Source organism: Sedimenticola hydrogenitrophicus (assembly GCF_029017505.1).
In the GTDB taxonomy this organism is placed as follows: domain Bacteria; phylum Pseudomonadota; class Gammaproteobacteria; order Chromatiales; family Chromatiaceae; genus Sedimenticola; species Sedimenticola hydrogenitrophicus_A.
Genome location: NZ_JAQGEI010000014.1, coordinates 1 through 16095, shown reverse-complemented (window position 1 = coordinate 16095; position 16095 = coordinate 1). Strand labels below are relative to the sequence as shown.

At 56.9% G+C, this 16095-nt stretch carries 14 protein-coding genes and 2 pseudogenes; 10 read left to right on the top strand and 6 right to left on the bottom strand.

The features are described from left to right. Positions 1-168 precede the first annotated feature (168 nt). From O9K64_RS10360 to O9K64_RS10350, 3 genes are all read right to left on the bottom strand, one after another. A complete protein-coding gene (locus O9K64_RS10360; RefSeq protein ID WP_275097991.1) occupies positions 169-1017 on the bottom strand; it encodes a universal stress protein in 849 nt (282 codons plus the stop codon). A 16-nt stretch (positions 1018-1033) separates the two neighbouring features. Continuing rightward, positions 1034-2512 (bottom strand): SulP family inorganic anion transporter, encoded by a 1479-nt coding sequence (locus O9K64_RS10355; RefSeq protein WP_275097990.1) that lies wholly within the window; start codon positions 2510-2512, stop codon positions 1034-1036. A 288-nt stretch (positions 2513-2800) separates the two neighbouring features. Further along, entirely contained in the window at positions 2801-3142 is a 342-nt protein-coding gene (locus O9K64_RS10350; protein WP_260291630.1) for a TraR/DksA family transcriptional regulator, read from the bottom strand. A 338-nt stretch (positions 3143-3480) separates the two neighbouring features. On the opposite strand from O9K64_RS10350, the gene O9K64_RS10345 reads away from it, so the two are divergent. The 4 genes from O9K64_RS10345 to O9K64_RS10330 are packed head-to-tail and all read left to right on the top strand — an operon-like array spanning position 3481 to position 8193. After that, positions 3481-5502, top strand: a complete 2022-nt coding sequence (locus O9K64_RS10345; RefSeq protein WP_275097989.1) for a putative bifunctional diguanylate cyclase/phosphodiesterase — start codon at positions 3481-3483, stop codon at positions 5500-5502. Positions 5503-5518: 16 nt separating this feature from the next. Beyond that, the gene (locus O9K64_RS10340; RefSeq protein ID WP_275097988.1) at positions 5519-7141 is read left to right on the top strand and encodes a peptide chain release factor 3; all 1623 of its coding nucleotides are present in this window, start codon (positions 5519-5521) and stop codon (positions 7139-7141) included. Beyond that, complete coding sequence (locus O9K64_RS10335) at positions 7138-7932, top strand: NAD kinase (RefSeq protein ID WP_275097987.1); 795 nt, start codon at positions 7138-7140, stop codon at positions 7930-7932. The genes O9K64_RS10340 and O9K64_RS10335 overlap by 4 nt, the downstream gene beginning before the upstream one ends. Positions 7933-7938: 6 nt before the next feature. Further along, positions 7939-8193 (top strand): hypothetical protein, encoded by a 255-nt coding sequence (locus O9K64_RS10330; RefSeq protein WP_275097986.1) that lies wholly within the window; start codon positions 7939-7941, stop codon positions 8191-8193. 341 nt (positions 8194-8534) lie between these two features. Here O9K64_RS10330 and O9K64_RS10325 read toward each other — a convergent pair whose 3' ends face one another. After that, positions 8535-9728: a site-specific integrase gene (locus O9K64_RS10325; protein ID WP_275097985.1), complete on the bottom strand. Its 1194-nt coding sequence runs from the start codon at positions 9726-9728 to the stop codon at positions 8535-8537. A gap of 1293 nt (positions 9729-11021) precedes the next feature. Here O9K64_RS10325 and O9K64_RS23780 point away from each other — a divergent pair. Together O9K64_RS23780 and O9K64_RS10315 are read left to right on the top strand one after the other, a co-directional pair. Further along, positions 11022-11456: pseudogene (locus tag O9K64_RS23780) on the top strand (helix-turn-helix domain-containing protein); the annotation flags it as partial. Between the two features lie 17 nt (positions 11457-11473). Next, positions 11474-11914, top strand: a complete 441-nt coding sequence (locus O9K64_RS10315) for a transposase (RefSeq protein WP_275097984.1) — start codon at positions 11474-11476, stop codon at positions 11912-11914. 247 nt (positions 11915-12161) lie between these two features. Here O9K64_RS10315 and O9K64_RS10310 read toward each other — a convergent pair whose 3' ends face one another. After that, positions 12162-12506 carry a hypothetical protein gene (locus O9K64_RS10310; protein ID WP_275097983.1) on the bottom strand — a complete coding sequence of 115 codons (345 nt, stop codon included), beginning with the start codon at positions 12504-12506 and terminating at the stop codon, positions 12162-12164. Here O9K64_RS10310 and tnpC point away from each other — a divergent pair. After that, positions 12492-13360 (top strand): annotated as a pseudogene (gene tnpC / locus O9K64_RS10305) (IS66 family transposase); the annotation flags it as partial. The gene O9K64_RS10310 and the pseudogene tnpC overlap by 15 nt on opposite strands. Before the next feature lie 11 nt (positions 13361-13371). Here tnpC and O9K64_RS10300 read toward each other — a convergent pair. Beyond that, positions 13372-13596 (bottom strand): hypothetical protein, encoded by a 225-nt coding sequence (locus O9K64_RS10300; protein ID WP_275098117.1) that lies wholly within the window; start codon positions 13594-13596, stop codon positions 13372-13374. 339 nt (positions 13597-13935) lie between these two features. Here O9K64_RS10300 and O9K64_RS10295 point away from each other — a divergent pair, with 339 nt between their 5' ends. From O9K64_RS10295 to O9K64_RS10285, 3 genes are all read left to right on the top strand, one after another. Continuing rightward, a complete protein-coding gene (locus O9K64_RS10295) occupies positions 13936-14064 on the top strand; it encodes a DUF4400 domain-containing protein (protein ID WP_275097982.1) in 129 nt (42 codons plus the stop codon). A 259-nt stretch (positions 14065-14323) separates the two neighbouring features. Then, positions 14324-15280, top strand: coding sequence for a rhodanese-like domain-containing protein (locus O9K64_RS10290; protein WP_275097981.1), 957 nt, complete (start codon positions 14324-14326; stop codon positions 15278-15280). After that, the coding region (locus O9K64_RS10285; protein WP_275097980.1) for a transglutaminase-like domain-containing protein at positions 15280-16095 on the top strand (816 nt) is incomplete at its 3' end. The genes O9K64_RS10290 and O9K64_RS10285, both read left to right, overlap by 1 nt.

Below are 16095 nucleotides of genomic sequence, written 5' to 3'. Positions count from 1 at the left end.
GGCAGGGTGGCGGATTACAATTACCGCCAAGCTGACAATACGGACTGTCAGGTTAGGAAAAATAGCACATTTGGCGCTGCGTTTGTAGTAACGCGGAGCGCCCTGTGAAAGGTCAGGCTTTACGGCGGCATTGCCGACGTAAAGAGAAAATGTCTGGTTGCGGATGATTCAACGGAGCAACAATACGGGTATCTGAGCGTTGCGTATCATGGCCGTGGTGGTGCTGCCGACCAGGAAGCGGCGGATGACCGAATGGCCGTAGGCACCCATGACGAGGATGTCGATGGCGTGTTCGCGACGGTAATCGCACAGTGTAGCCTCGACATCGCCTTCCCGTAGCGTGGTGCTGACGTCAAAGCCGGATGCTTCCAGGGTCTGCCGGGCCCAGTCCAGTTGCTCTCGGTGCGCGGCAGCATCGGTGCCGACCATCACCACATGGCACGGCATACCGCGGAACAGCGGGCTGCCGGCGACCATGTCCACTGACTTGTGGGCCGTTTTACTACCGTCGAATGCGATCATGACCTGCTCGGGCCTCTTGTAAGCCGCCGGACAGACCAGCATGGGCCGATGCAGACTGCGGACCAGGGTTTCGAGCCGGCTGCCCACGTGCGCACCCAGGTTCTCGTCATGTTTGCCCAATACCAACAGTCGAGTGTCCTGCTCGATAGATAACAGGGAATCGAGCAGATCGCCATGACGCTGATGCACGACAGGCTCGCTGACCCCATCGGCCAGTGCTTGCTGTCGCGCGGTTTCCAACATGACACGCCCCTGTTCCAATGCAAGCCTGCCGCGCTTTTCATCCAGCTCCGCCAGTTCTTGCAGCAGGGCCTCGCGGCTGCCCAATCCGATGTTCCCACTGAGGTTGCCCTTCACCGGGTAGGCTGACTTATCGAGTACGTGCAGCAGAATAAGCGGCGCGGCCAGTTGCAGACTGGCCCAGGCGGCGTAGTCACTGACGGCGGTGGAGACCTTGGTGCCGTCAATACAGGCGATTACATTGGTCTTGGTCATGGTAATTCCTTTCCGGTCAGTGACCCATTAATTTTTCCACCGCGTCCGGCTTGTCGTGCACGGCGAATTTATCCACGATGGTGGCGCTGGCCTCGTTGAGCCCGATGAGTTCAACCTCGGTGCCCTCTCGGCGGAATTTGAGGACTACTTTGTCCAACGCCGCCACGGCGGTGATATCCCAAAAGTGCGCCTGGGTCAGGTCGATAACGACCTTGTCCAGCGCTTCCTTGAAATCGAAAAACTCCAGGAACTTGTCCGCCGAGGCAAAGAATACCTGACCGACCACCAGATAGGAACGCACAGTACCCGTTTCGTTCAGTTGCGAGGTGACGTACTTGTACTGGGCTACCTTGTTGGCGAAGAACATCGCCGCCAGCAGTACGCCGACGAACACGCCCCAGGCCAGGTTGTGGGTGGCGACCACCACCACCACGGTGGTGATCATCACCAGGCTGGAGCTTTTCGGGTGTATTTTCAAGTTGCGCAAGGATCCCCAGCTGAAGGTGCCAATGGCCACCATGATCATCACCGCCACCAGTGCCGACATGGGGATGCGCGCCACCCACTCGCCAAGGAATACCACCATGATGAGCAGGAAGACGCCGGCGGCCAGCGCCGAGAGACGGGTACGCCCGCCGGATTTCACGTTAATCACCGACTGGCCGATCATGGCGCAGCCCGCCATGCCGCCCAGCAGGCCGGAGGCGATATTGGCCACGCCCTGGCCTTTACACTCGCGGTTCTTGTCGCTGTCCGAATCGGTCAGGTCGTCGATGATGGTTGCCGTCATCAACGACTCCAGCAGGCCCACCATCGCCAGCGACACCGAATAAGGCAAGATAATCGTCAGGGTTTCGAAATTCAGCGGCACCTCGGGCCAGAGGAACACCGGCAGGGTGTCCGGCAGCTCGCCCATGTCGCCCACGGTGCGGATATCCAAATGCAGGAACATGGCGATGGCCGTCAGCACCACGATGGTGACCAGCGGCGATGGCACCGCCTTGGTGAGATAGGGAAAGAGGTAAATGATCGCCAGGCCGCCGGCGGTCATTGCGTAGACCTGCCAGGTCACGCCGGTAAGCTCTGGCAACTGCGCCATGAGGATGAGGATCGCCAGCGCATTGACGAAGCCGGTGACCACCGAGCGCGACACGAAACGCATCAGCGAACCCAGCTTGAGATAACCCGCCAGAATTTGCAGCACACCGGTGAGCAGCGTGGCGGCCAGCAGGTATTGCAGCCCGTGATCCTTGACCAGCGTCACCATCAGCAGCGCCATGGCGCCGGTGGCGGCGGAGATCATGCCGGGCCGTCCGCCGACGAAGGCGATGACCACCGCGATGCAGAATGATGCGTACAGGCCCACTTTGGGGTCGACCCCGGCGATCACCGAGAAGGCGATCGCCTCGGGGATGAGGGCCAGTGCGACGACGATGCCGGCGAGCAGGTCGGCGCGAATGTTGCCGAACCACTGGGCACGGAGTGAATGAACCATACTACTTTCCTATTGAACAAAACGACCCTGCCCGGCGTAGCGGACGGGTATGGAGGAATGGCGAATGCAAGGTGATGCGACTGGATGCGCCGGGGAAAGCGCTATGGCGGGGTGATCGATTGTTTGTATTGCGTCATTTTCAAGAGAGCTCTTTTAGTTCGAAAATCTGGAGTAATTAAATATTCTGACATTTATCAAAAAACGAATCCACACTTCTTACTCTGAATTAAAATAGTGGGACCAGTAGTTTGGCCCCCTGAGACCTTGTGTGTTTGGTGGGTTTACTGCTTATCTGCCGTGCATTTCAGCGCAGACGATGCACAGGGTGGCCGCCGGGTCGAACTCCAGGCGGCGCGGGTTGATAGGTTCATCGCAGTCGGTGCAGTAGCCGTAGCTGCCGTCGTCGCAGCGGTGCAGCGCCGTCTCGATGCGGCGCAGTTCCTGTTCCGCCCGCTGGCGGGTGTTCTGCGCCATGGCCTGCTGCTGCAGGGCATCCATCCGCGAGAGACGGCCGACGCTGGTCTGATCCAGCACCACGGTGGCGGTGGAGGCTTTGCGGGCATCCGCCAGGCCCTGGATAGCATCACGGGCGGCGAGGAGTTTATCACGAAAATGATCGATATCCGGCATGTTGTTAATCAATGAACTCTGAATGCTTGGCCCAAACTCAGTATCTATGATAGCCTTCGCCGCATTCATTGACCAGGAGTGGCGCCCGCCGTTCCGGACCCCGACGTCTTCGTCGGTAAATACGGTCTCACGCTTCCCGGCCACGCTTTTGCCCAGGCCGGTTGAATAAGGGCACGTCTTTCCCGCTACGCGATGTCGGTTGTATCGCGCCGTAGGCAGGGGTGTGCGTTCTCTATCCCTCCCCGTACCGGCACGAACAGCCGGCCACGCAGCCAGACGTTTGGTGCGCCGGCCGGCTGCCCAAATGACGGATGCACGCGGACCGGCCCGATACCACTATGGATGATACATGGCATGCGCTGCTGGAAAACCCGGCGGTGGGCCTTGCCTTGTGCGATCTGCAGTGCGTCATTCAGCACGCCAATCCCGTCTTCGCTTCGCTGTTCGGTCTCGATGTCTGTACCGCCAGGGGGCAGGCCCTGCTGCGCCTGGCCTCGCCCCATGCGCTGGAAGAGACCCTGCACAACCTGCGCCGCGCCTGCTCCGGTGAGACCCGGGCCTTCATCTTTCACGGCCGCCACCCACACAACCTGCAACCCTTCGCGGTGATGATGGCGGCCTTGCCCCTGGCGAGTGCTGGCCGGCCAGAGGGCGTGGCCTGCCTCGCGTTCGCGCTGACCGGGCCAGCCGGTGGCGGCGATGCCCTGACCCTGCTGGACAGCCTGGGCGAGGCGGCAGCGATCCTCGACGATGCTGGCCACATCCTGTGGACCAATCCGGCTTTCACCCGCATTACCGGCTACGACCTGAGCGGTTTGACACCGTCGCCGGTGCCTTTTCTTCCCGCCGGGACCAATCTGATGAACCGGGCGCGCCCCGAACTGACCCGCAACGGCTTTTGGCAGGGGGAAGTAGAGGGCCAGAAGCAGGATGGGACAAGGCTGGCGCTGCTCGCTTCCGTCAGTCCCTTGCCCGAGCAGCTACCCGAAGATGCTAGCTGGCTGCTGTTGTTATCGGATGTTTCGCACCATCGGAACTATGCGGAGCAGCTGGAGCGGATGGTCCACCATGACACGCTCACCGGGCTGCTGAACCGCGAGGCGTTTCGCGAACGCGTCGCCAACGCCCTCTATCGTTGCCGGGATGCCGGCTCGCGACTGGCGGTGCTGTTTCTCGATCTGGACGGCTTCAAGGCCGTCAACGACAGCCACGGCCACAAGGCGGGCGACAGGCTGTTGGGCGATTTCAGCAAACGATTGCGCGCGCTGGCCCACGAGGCCGAAGGCGGCGTGGATGTCGCCCGGCTTGGCGGCGACGAGTTCGCCGTGCTGATCCCCCCGCAGACAGATCCGCTGCCGCAGGCCGAGTCCCTTTGCCGCGGCCTGCTGGCGCTCTTCGATGTGCCGTTCAGTGTGTCGGGTCAGCAGCACAGGCTCTCGGTGAGCATCGGTGCTTCCCTCGGTCCCAAAGGCCATGAGACGGCCAGCGACCTGCTGCACTGTGCCGATCAGGCCATGTACCGCGCCAAACGGAAGGGCGGCCGCCGATTTTTCATTCAACACTATCCAACCGAAGGAGCAGACGACCTATCCATGCAAATAATTGATTTTGAACAGGCCATCCGTCACCAACAAATCGAGGCTCATTTCCAGCCCATCGTCGATCTGGACAGCGGCGCGATCACCGCCATCGAGGCGCGGGTGCGCTGGAACGGCGGCATTGGCCAACAGCTCACCGCCGCCGACGTGCTGCGGGCCGCGCAGCAAGCCGAAGCGAACTGGTTGCTTGACCATGCCGTGCTCGAACAGGTCGTCGTAGCGATGGACCGGCTGGCGACCGAGGCCGTGACCGCCCTGCCGGTGGCGGTGAACATCTCGGCGGCGACCTGCGCGAACGACACATCGGCCGCGCAGCTCGAGGGGTTCCTGTCCCGCAGCGGCCTCAAGCCGGAGCAGCTGCGCCTGGAGTTTCCGTGCGAGGCCTTGAGCAAGTCGCCTGGCACAGTGGTGCCGCTGCTGCAACGGCTTGCCGCCAAGGGCCATGCCATCGCCATCGACCACGTGGCCAGCGCCGATTTCAAGGCCACCCATCTCAACGAGGTTCCTGTCCAGGCGATCAAGCTTGACGAAGATCTGGTGAAACAGGCCCCGGGCGACGCGGCCAGCGCCGGGCGCATCCGCGACATCTGCCTGGCGGCGCAGAAGCAAAGCCTGCGAGTCGGCGCCGAAGGCGTAGTGCGGCTGGATCAGCTCGAGTTCCTGCGCCAGGCCGGTTGCCACGAGGGCCAGGGGCCGCTGATCAGCCGGCCGAGCCCCCTTGATCATCTTCTGTTCCTGCTCAAGAAAGGCCGTTGCTGGTAGTTTTATGCAAGAGACGGTGAACTTTAGAACATCCGACCAACCCTTGGCGCGCGAGATCCGCCGGCGACGCACCTTCGCCATCATCTCGCACCCGGACGCGGGCAAGACCACGCTCACCGAAAAGTTACTGCTGTTCGGCGGCGCGATTCAGTTGGCCGGCACGGTCAAGGCGCGCAAGTCCGGCCGTTTCGCTGCCTCGGACTGGATGGCGGTGGAACAGCAGCGCGGCATCTCGGTGAGCAGCTCGGTGATGCAGTTCGAGTATCAGGGCCACGTGATCAACCTGCTGGATACGCCGGGCCACCAGGACTTCTCCGAGGACACCTACCGCGTGCTGACGGCGGTCGACGCCGCACTGATGGTGATCGACGCGGCCAAGGGTGTGGAGGCTCAGACCATCCGCCTGCTGGAGGTGTGCCGGCTGCGCAATACGCCCATCATCACCTTCATCAACAAGCTGGATCGCGAGGTGCGCGACCCCGTCGAGCTGCTCGACGAGATCGAGAGCGTACTCAACATCCGCTGCGCACCCATCACCTGGCCGGTGGGCATGGGCAAGTCGTTCCGCGGCGTGTTCCACCTGCTGCACGACGAGATGCACCGCTTCCGCCCCGGCGAGGGCCACCACCATGCCAAGGTGGAGGCGGTCAAGGGCATCGACGACCCGGTGCTGGATGCGCATTACCCCATGGAAGTGGTACCGTTGCGCAGCGAGGTGGAGCTGGTGCGCGGCGCCTGCGAACCGTTCGAGCACGCGGCGTATCTGCGGGGCGAGCAAAGCCCGGTGTTTTTCGGATCGGCGATCAACAATTTCGGCGTACGCGAACTGTTGCAGTCCGTGATCGCCTGGGCGCCGCCACCGCAGCCGCGCAATGGCGGCGTGCGTCAGATCGAGGCGCTGGAGCCGGCATTCAGCGGCTTCGTGTTCAAGATCCAGGCGAACATGGATCCGCGCCACCGGGATCGCATCGCCTTCCTGCGCATCTGTTCGGGTCGTCTGACCCCGGAGACCCGCGTGACCCAGGTGCGCACAGCGCGCCAGTTCAAGATCCCGCACCCGCTCATCTTCATGGCCAACGAGCGCACCGTACTGGAAGAGGCGGTGGCAGGGGATGTGATCGGCATCCACAATCATGGCCAATTCCACATCGGCGATACCCTCACCGAGGGCGAACCGCTCGCCTTCAAGGGCATCCCCTATTTTGCGCCGGAGCTGTTCATGCGGGCACGTCTCAAGGATCCGCTGAAGGCCAAGCAGCTCAACAACGCGCTCAAGGAGTTGGGCGAGGAAGGCGCCATCCAGGTGTTCCAGCTGTCCCAGGGTGGGCCGCCGGTGCTGGGCGCGGTGGGCCAGTTGCAGTTCGAGATCGTCAGCCACCGGCTGCAGGCCGAGTATGGCGTGCCCGCCCTGTTCGAGCCGGTCAACGTCCGTGCCGCCCGCTGGGTGCGCGCGCCGGACCGGAAGGCGTTGCGTGAGTTCGAAAAAGGCAATCCGGCGCGGCTGGCGGCGGACGTGGACGGCAATCCCGTGTTCCTCGCCGAGTCCAACGCCATCCTGCAGCTCACCGGCGAACGCTGGCCCGATATCGCGCTGCGCGAGACACGCGAGCACGGCGAACGGCTGCACGACGGCGCATGAGCAAGCCGACCCTGAGCAGTTCCCTGAACCCGGAAAAGGCGGCATTCGTCGCTGCCCGGACGGTTGCGGCCCAGCGGGCGCTGGCGGAACTTTCCGACCGCTATTCGCCCGTGCCGCTCGACGAGGCGGAGGTGATCGTCGCGCTGGGCGGGGACGGTTTCCTGTTGCACGCCCTGCACCGGTTTTTGCCGCGCCGCCTGCCGGTGTTCGGCATGAATCTCGGCACCGTCGGGTTTCTGATGAACGAGTATCGCGCGGAGGGACTGGACGATTGCCTGCGCCAGGCGGTGGCGATGACGCTTACGCCATTGCGCATGCGTGCCGAGACCGCCGAGGGCGAAATTGTCATCGCCCTGGCCATCAACGAGGTGTCGTTGCTGCGCGAGAGCCGACAGGCGGCCTCCCTGCGCATCAAGGTTGATGGCGTGGTGCGTCTCGATCCGCTGGCCTGCGACGGCGCACTGGTGGCCACCCCGGCGGGCAGCACGGCCTACAACCTGTCCGCCCACGGCCCGATCCTGCCGATGGACGCGGGCGTGCTGGCGCTCACCCCGGTATCCCCCTTCCGGCCGCGCCGCTGGCGCGGCGCCTTGCTGCCACGCGCTGCGTGCATCGAGTTCGAGGTACTGGAACCTTACAAGCGGCCGGTAAGCGCGGTGGCCGATTTTCACGAGGTGCGCGACGTGCGCCGTGTCACGGTCCAGGAGGCGGCCGACAGCCCGATCACCTTGCTGTTCGATCCCGAGCACCATCTGGAGGAGCGCATCCTGCGGGAGCAGTTCCTGGCATAACGGAGAATGGTTCACGAACAAACAATCAGGCGGGAATTCCGTGTCCACGGGCTGAAAAGCATCTATTGCGCCGAGCGCCTGCGCGGCGCTCTGAGCCGGCTGCCGGGTGTCCGATGCTACGTCTTGTACAAGCGGGCCTATGCGGAGGTGGAGGCGCCGGCGGAGGTATCCATCGAGGTGTTACAGGCGATCGCCGAACGGGAGGGCTACCGGTTGCAACCGATGATCGTAAAGGCCAGGGGCGGCGAGCCGCCGCCATAGCGGCGCGGTTGCCGGATCTCGGCCGCACGGCGGGCAACCCGGCTTTGCAAACCGACTCAAGAATACACACGAGAAAATACAGAAGGATATCCAATGAGACAGAACAAGAAGACATTCCGTTACGGCACCCACCAAGTCACCATTGAAACCGGCGAGATAGCCCGCCTGGCAGGCGCAAAAAAAGCCCTGTAAAAACAGGGCCTTTCATCACTTTTGGTAGTCTGTGATGGTCTTTCAATATGGTGCCGAGGAGAGGACTTGAACCTCCACGTATCGCCAATTAAAACAAAGAGTTATAGAATATACCGGGCGGCGCGTGCAACAGGCGTGCAATTCGGGCCTCATTTTGCAAACTCCGCCGTGAATTGGTGTTGGCCCGTTTTTTCTCCATTTGAGATCCATTTCCCGTATCGCTTGTTAACCATCTCGACGTCGACATGCCCCATCTGCTGGGCCACAAAAAAGGGATTCTCGCCACCGGAAAGCATTTGGGAGGCGTAGGTGTGGCGCGTTTGGTACTGGACACGGTAGCGGACATTGCAGGTTCTCAAGATTCTCTTCCAACGCCGCGAGAGATGTTCGTAGTCGAAAAAGTGGCCGAGCCCACCAGGTCGAACGAAAACGTATTTTCCTGCGAGCCTGGTATAGGCCTGCTGATCGAGAAGCGCTTTTCGGGCTCTGGCGGTCATAATGACGTCGCGTTTGCCGGCTTCCGTCTTCGTCGTCTCTTTCTCGACGCGGTCCACGATTACCCGGTGGACTTTTACTACCCCCGCCTCAAAATCAACCATATCCCACTGTAGCCCAAATAATTCAGAGGTTCGGAGGCCGCTGAAAAATGCGAATTCCAACAGGTTACGGATTGACGGGCCGTAGATTTCGTCGGCGGTGTCTATTATTGCCCCAATCTCTTTCTGGGAAAAAGGGTCGGCTTTTGATCCAGTGTTTTTTTGCTCGTCCGCCACTAGGCGCTCGATCACGATGTTGACGAAAGGGTCTTTTTCTATGATCTGTTCGTCGAGGGCAAATTTGACGGCATCGCGAAGAGGGGTGAGTCGACTCCTGATCGTCTTCTCGGTGGTCTCCTGGTCATAGATCCACGTTTTTATGTGAGAGGGTTTCAGGTCGGCAATCCTGAGATCCTTGAACCTGGGTTTCAGGATGTTCACGCATTTTTCGTAAAAACTTTTTTCCTTGACGCTCCCGCGATTCCGGATTTTCACTTTCACCAAATCGTCGAAGACTTCCCCGATCGTGATGTCGCTGCCCTTGTTGGTGAGGAGGGCTGCTTTTTTGGATTTCGAGTTCGGGAAAAATTCTTGATAAACAAAACGGCCGCGGTTGATCGCCGAGTCAATCTCGGCTTTCAGGTTTCCGGCGGCTTTCAGGTGGTTCTTTTTGGCGGGATCCATACCGTGCAAAACTTCGCGGTATTGGGCTCCCCGAAATTTGAAATGGACCTGAATAACTGATTTCCCAGAGGCGTATTTTCTAACTGTTACGCCGCGAGGGGGTTTTTCTGGCCTTTCACCCATCTTTCCACAGCCTCCACACAAACCCAAAGAACTCGACCACGAACCTGGCAGTGAACACCATCAAGCCACTCGCCACGTTTCCGTCGCGAGTGAACAGCATTCCTGGTGTCCCCGCTCATTTCGAGATACTTCGCCAATTTCACCCAACGCATTTTCGCTACCCCTGTTTCTTCAAAAAAGTCATTCCCAGTGCCACTTTGCGACCCAGAATTTCGCTTCAGGACCGCACCTTCCAGGTCCACTGAATCTTTGAAGATCGATCAGGCGCAAGTAGGCATCTTCGGTGCACGTTGGAATTGGGCAACGCCAGCATATTTTCCAAATTGCACCCTCGGCCTGGGTTGAAAGAATTTGCGACATAAGTCGGCATCTCTCACACGACCGATCCGTGAAAACTTCAAGCCGGATTACGTTCTCGCTCATGTCAGAAAGACCCTAATCGCCGGCTCGACAACCTCCTTTGCCTGGGGTGAAGCCCAGGATAAATAGAGTACCGTCGCGGACGCGACAACCAGTGCGTACTCGCCGATCAATAGCAGCCACGCGGCGCCTTCTTTAACGTGTATTGACTTCATTTATCACCTCCGAGGTGGTATGAAACCACAGCTGAAAAACGCCGCAAGCATGGTTGTGACTATCTGTAGTTATGTTGCACTGACAGGAGATTTATCAGTTTGGTTTATCTGTCTCGATCCAACGTTGTACCGCTTCTACGTTGATCCATAGTGTCCCGCTTTTTACGATGCACTGGCGGCCGTCAATCCACTTTCCCCGGCGCCTCCGACTATGAACAGCATCTCTAGTGTCACCAGTGAGTTCACAATACCTTGAGAGTTTTACCCATCTGATGCCGACGGCATATGTATGATCTGACATTTCGATATTTCCTTTTATTTAGGTCGTACCTAATAGCCAAGAACCACTGAAGAAATTCTCGAAAATTATGACCAGATCGTATTGAAAAAAGTGGGTCTACGCGGATTAGTGTGGGTGCCAAAATGGGATTTCATAGCAGTTCAGCCCTATAATTACGGTGTTTTCTCATTTTGTGAGTGGCAAGAAACGTGTTTCGTCCAAGTAGCAGGGTAGTCATATGAAATCTCCCAGCACGGTGCGTGAGCTGTTTTCGATGCCGGGCTTTGTAGCCCGCGCGACACTCGGTGGCGTTTTTGGCGATCGCTACGCACGGGTTGTCACGCTCGAACGGCGAAAAAAACGGGCATCTGTTCCGGCTGCGGCCATCGTTGCCGCGGCCGTTACGACAAACGGACTCAGCGGATACGCGATCTCTCGGTGGCCGACTGGCGGATTTACCTGGAGTTCGAGCGCTGGCGTGTCAACTGTCCGAGGTGCGGCGGCGTGCATGTAGAGCACCTTGATTGGCTGGCGAAGAACCCGCGCTATACCCAGCGCTTTGCCCTGCATGTCGGCAAGCTGTGCCGCGACATGCCTAACAAGGCGGTTGCCGAAATGGAGCGCCTGCACCATGGCACGGTGAAGGATCTCGACAAGCTCTACATGCAACAGCAGGTGGCCCGTGCCGGCATGCCTGCCCCGCGCGCCATCGGCATCGATGAGATCTCCATCCGCAAAGGCCACAATTACCGGGTCATCGTCAGCGACCTTGAACGGGGCCGTCCCATCTGGGTCGGCGGTGAGGGGCGCAAGGAGGCCGACCTTGATCGCTTTTTCGCTGCCCTGGGGCCGAAAAAGGCCGCCCGCATCGAACTGGCCGTGATGGACATGTGGAAGCCGTTTCGCAACTCCGTTACCCGCAACGTCCCCTCTCCCTGGATGGCCGCCATGCGCTCAAGAAGCTGCTCGCCGCCAACAAGCGGCTCAACACCGCCTACCTGCTTAAGGAGTCCTTCGGCCAGCTTTGGGACTACCGCAGCGAACGCGGGGCGCGGGCCTTCTTCGAGCGCTGGCAGGACGCCCTCAAGTGGCAGCGGCTGGAATCCTACCGCAAGTTTGCGCGCATGATCGAGCGACATTGGGATGGTATCGTCTCCTACTGTGATCCTGACAACAAGGTCAGTCTCGGTTTAGATGAGGGCCTTAACAACAAGATTCGTGTCCTGCAGCGGCGGGCCTATGGCTATCGCGATGAGGAGTATCTGAAGCTGAAAATCATCGCCGCCTTCTTGCCACCGTTGCCGAAATTCACCAAAAATGACCCACACTAATCCGCGTAGACTCTGTTATTATTGCACCAATATCGTGCAAGGAAGGGCGGAAAAACGACACGAAAAGAGAAAAATCGGAGAAATGAGTGCCTGAAAAAAGCGTAGTACCAAATCGGTCATGACAAATAGGGGGGTGCATGTCATGAATGAATGAAAAAAAATTAATGAGTGGAGCAGTAATGATATTAGAGGGGGCAAAAGGGCATACTATCGTTAGTAGAACCCTCCAAAAAAGGAGTGGATGTCATCATAATTCGCGGACATTTAGGCAATCTGTGTCACATTCAAAAAAGCCCGTGAAAAGTGCCCGAAAACAGCCCAATAACTGCCCGATAATAGCCCGATAATAGCCCGATAACAGCCCGATAAAAAAGGCGATGGGGCTGTGAAAAGTGCCCGACAACTGCCCGACAACAACCCGAAAAGTGCCCGACAACAGCCCGAAAAGTGCCCGACAACAGCCCGATAAAACATGCCAGATGTCATAATGGAAATAGTCGACTTGTGAAAAAGCCGGAAAATTTTCGGAAATCTGACAGTTTGGCTCATACGAATTATTTCGCCCGCCATTTTTGACGAGTACGCCGACCACCTGCCGCTGCACCGGCAGGAACGCATCTTCGGCCGTGCCGGACTGACCCTCCCGCGTTCCACACTGGCCGAGTGGGTGGGGGCCTGCGGCGTACAGCTCCAGCCCCTAGTCGACGCGCTGCGGGAAGCAGTGTCAACAACAGCGAACTTTGACCGCTTTTTGTCAGTTTAGATTGTCCGGTTTTCATCAGTTTTCAGTGTCCATTATTTCACGGTTGGTGTCGGCAGAGTCCTCCTGTGATGACTATGCCGGTTACAAGGCCGGCTTCGGCAACGGCATCACCGGAATCGGTTGCATGGCCCATTATCCGGCGCAAGTTCTTCGACCTGCATGCGGCCAACAAGAGCCAACTGGCAGCGCAGGCACTGACCTATATCGGCCAGCTTTACGAGTTGGAGCGACAGACGAAATTACTGGGGCCGGATAAACGCCAGCAGTTACGGGATGAGCAAGCGCGCCCTATCGCCGAGGGCCTGTATCGTTGGATAATGGCCCAACGACAGAAAGTCCCCGATGGCTCGGGCACCGCCAGAGCCCTGGATTACAGCCTGAAACGCTGGGCAGCGCTCACGCGTTATCTGGACGACGGGGCTGTCCCCATCGACAACAACTGGGTGGAGAACCAGATCCGGCCTTGGGCGCTGGGCCGTTCCAACTGGTTGTTCGCCGGGTCACTGCGCAGTGGCCAGCGTGCTGCTGCCGTCATGACACTGATCCAGTCAGCCAAGCTCAATGGACATGATCCCTATGCTTATCTGAAGGATGTGCTGGCGCGTCTGCCGACGCAGAAGAACAACGCCATCCATGAACTGCTGCCCCATAACTGGAAGCCGGCGATCACTGACAAGGTGTGATCACCGGACGGTTACGAAACTTCAGCATAGCGTTCAGGTCGGGCAGGCACTCGGATAAATCCAGGGGCCAATCGCCTGGCCTCTTTAACACGCATGCCAGTGCGTACACCCCAGGCCCTGGCCTCGTATGAACTGGTGATGATGCAGGAGTCCCATTCTCCATTGGTCACCCCGATCGGTCTTCCCTCCAACCCAGGATTATCCAACTGCTCGACGCTACAGAAAAACGCGTTCATGTCGGCCAGGGCAATGACACGTTCCCAGTGGTGAGGATTCTCAGGCACAGCGCTATCCGTGAATGACCCAGGCAACGATTGTAAGGGGATAGGGATATTATGGAACTAATATAGAACATATAAGCGTAAGGTCTCGGGATGTAACCTAGTGATTACTCCCCGGCCGATATTGGGCGAGGGTTTATGCGGGATATTTGCTAAATATGACTAGGGGGCTCTTGATAACCGCGCGATTGTCCTAAGTTTCCCATCGTCCGGCGTCAGCGATCTGGCCGGTGGGCTGATTGTCTTGCTTGGAATAACCGGATGGTGTAGTAGCCAAAATAACTTGACCACTACATGTTGGCCTGGGTCACCTATCTCGCTTTACCATTCAGCTTGCATCCGACATTTGTCGTACTGCCGTTTGCCATGCTGTTTGCGCTGAGTGTGGCGGTGACCGCGAGTACGTTCAAGAAGTACCTCTAAACTACTTCCCATTATTCTCGTGTTGACGGTAGGGATATTTTTTGCAAGGATTGCTGTATAGGATTAAAAGCCTTAGAGATAATAAAGAGTACAAGCTACTGTATATTAGGGCCAAGTTGGCATAAAGTGTCTCGTCTAATATGGAATTATTACTCGAAATGTAGGCTTTGATAAGTCGTCATTTCCAGATTATTGCTGACTACATGATAGGGATATTCATCGGCTTATGCGGCTGCCATACATAATAAAACGGAACAAAGTGGGATCTTTTAAGTCGGCGCTATTTATAATATTTTTTATCTCTGGTGTTGCCACTGCTACAGATACATCGGTAAATCACATTAATGAAGAAATAGAGAACTCTCCTGCCAGGGTAACGGAAACAAGCAAGCTGCCCTACACATGTATTCTCGATCCGGCCAGTGACGATGCGGTTGAGGTAGATAGTCCAGGACATCCGTCTGTTTATTGGGATATTCCAGATAGCAATGACTCAAATCGCTGCCTGGTCCGGCTTGCGAGTATTCAGCGTGCATTATGGGATAACAAAATCAAGGTTGTAGACGTTCGCCCATCCCAATTATATCGACTCTCGCATATCCCCAATTCCATCAATATCCCTGAGTACGCCATACGAACAAAATCTTATCTGACAACAGAAAGATTACTACTCGTCAATGATGGGCAAAATTACGAAAGTATCATCAAAACTTGCCAACGTCTGAAGAAGAGTGGATTTAAGGATGTTTCAGTACTTATTGGCGGCATTAGTCTTTGGGCTGAAAATGGTAAAGCGATAGTGACGGATCCTGATGCGCCTGGATTACTGGGCGATCAAATTTCCCCACGAGAATTGTTGTACTCACAAAATCGACAGATGTGGTTGTTTTTGACAAATGATGCCGACGTTCAAGCGGTTAAGTGGGTTGTGCAAAGTGAGTACGTATTCCCACTACATTTAAACGCTTCGCAATTACGTACCAGAATCCAGTCTTTGAGCACAGGTAATGATTTAAGAGTGCCAGTGAATATTGTTGTTGTTACTCATAGCGGAGAGAGGCCGAAACCTGGCGTGACAGAAGAAATACACAAATTAAACCCGGTGTTTTTCCTTCAAGGTGGGCTGGCTGGATACAAGCAATATTTGACTAGCCGTGGATTACAGTTAGCAAAGAGTAGGCGTGGGCCTCTCGTTCGTCAGGGATGTAAAATATAATGAGTTTTCGATTGCCATGGAGTGCTGTTTTTACCCTGCTTCTATTTGCCACAGTATCTGCTTACTGGATATGGTGGAAGCCTGTTGAAAATCAGCCCAATGCGTTACCAGCCTACCCAATTGAACGTAATATCAGGTACAGCTACCTGATAAAGAATGTGTCGGGAAAATACATCAAGCAAACAGATTTCTGGTCCTATGCGCCAGTAAAGCAGACTTCTACCCAAAAAATACTTGATATTCAATCGGCCAATGATTTTCGATTGGAAATCGATGGGCAGGGTAATCAGCGCCTTTTGTTTACGCTAAGCGATATACCGCCATATGGGACGAAGACGATCACTGTCAACGTCAGCCTTGGAATGTCTGAATCACCTAATCGACTGCCAAACATAGACACCAAACGCTTCCTTAGGGCAGATCAGTATATTGAACTAGATTTACCAAAAATTAAAAATCTTTCAAAACAGCTTCAAGGGGCTGATCCATATGAGACAGCCGAAGCTAACTTTAAATGGGTTACCCAAAATCTCACTGATGCAGGGTTTGTTCAAAATGATCGAGGGGCAGCATACGCCATCAACTCCAAATCAGGTGATTGCACTGAATACATGTATCTATTAACGGCGCTTAATCGAAGTAGTGGCATACCAACACAAGGGGTGTCCGGTTTTGTAGTTAAAGAAGACTCTGTTCTTCGGTCGCGTGAATATCATAACTGGACGGTTACCTTTATTGATGGCGTGTGGCAAATTATTGATCCACATAAGGAAAGCTTCATGAGCAATAACGCGACCTATATTGCCATGCGGTTG

What these genes read in the sequence shown, in the direction of transcription:
- O9K64_RS10350 (WP_260291630.1), bottom strand. Translation starts at nt 3,142, where the DNA reads ATGCCGGATATCGATCATTTTCGTGATAAACTCCTCGCCGCCCGTGAT.
- O9K64_RS10295 (WP_275097982.1), top strand. Translation starts at nt 13,936, where the DNA reads ATGTTGGCCTGGGTCACCTATCTCGCTTTACCATTCAGCTTGCATCCG.
- O9K64_RS10355 (WP_275097990.1), bottom strand. Translation starts at nt 2,512, where the DNA reads ATGGTTCATTCACTCCGTGCCCAGTGGTTCGGCAACATTCGCGCCGAC.
- O9K64_RS10345 (WP_275097989.1), top strand. Translation starts at nt 3,481, where the DNA reads ATGGATGATACATGGCATGCGCTGCTGGAAAACCCGGCGGTGGGCCTT.
- O9K64_RS10300 (WP_275098117.1), bottom strand. Translation starts at nt 13,596, where the DNA reads ATGAACGCGTTTTTCTGTAGCGTCGAGCAGTTGGATAATCCTGGGTTG.
- O9K64_RS10330 (WP_275097986.1), top strand. Translation starts at nt 7,939, where the DNA reads ATGGTTCACGAACAAACAATCAGGCGGGAATTCCGTGTCCACGGGCTG.
- O9K64_RS10360 (WP_275097991.1), bottom strand. Translation starts at nt 1,017, where the DNA reads ATGACCAAGACCAATGTAATCGCCTGTATTGACGGCACCAAGGTCTCC.
- O9K64_RS10335 (WP_275097987.1), top strand. Translation starts at nt 7,138, where the DNA reads ATGAGCAAGCCGACCCTGAGCAGTTCCCTGAACCCGGAAAAGGCGGCA.
- O9K64_RS10325 (WP_275097985.1), bottom strand. Translation starts at nt 9,728, where the DNA reads ATGGGTGAAAGGCCAGAAAAACCCCCTCGCGGCGTAACAGTTAGAAAA.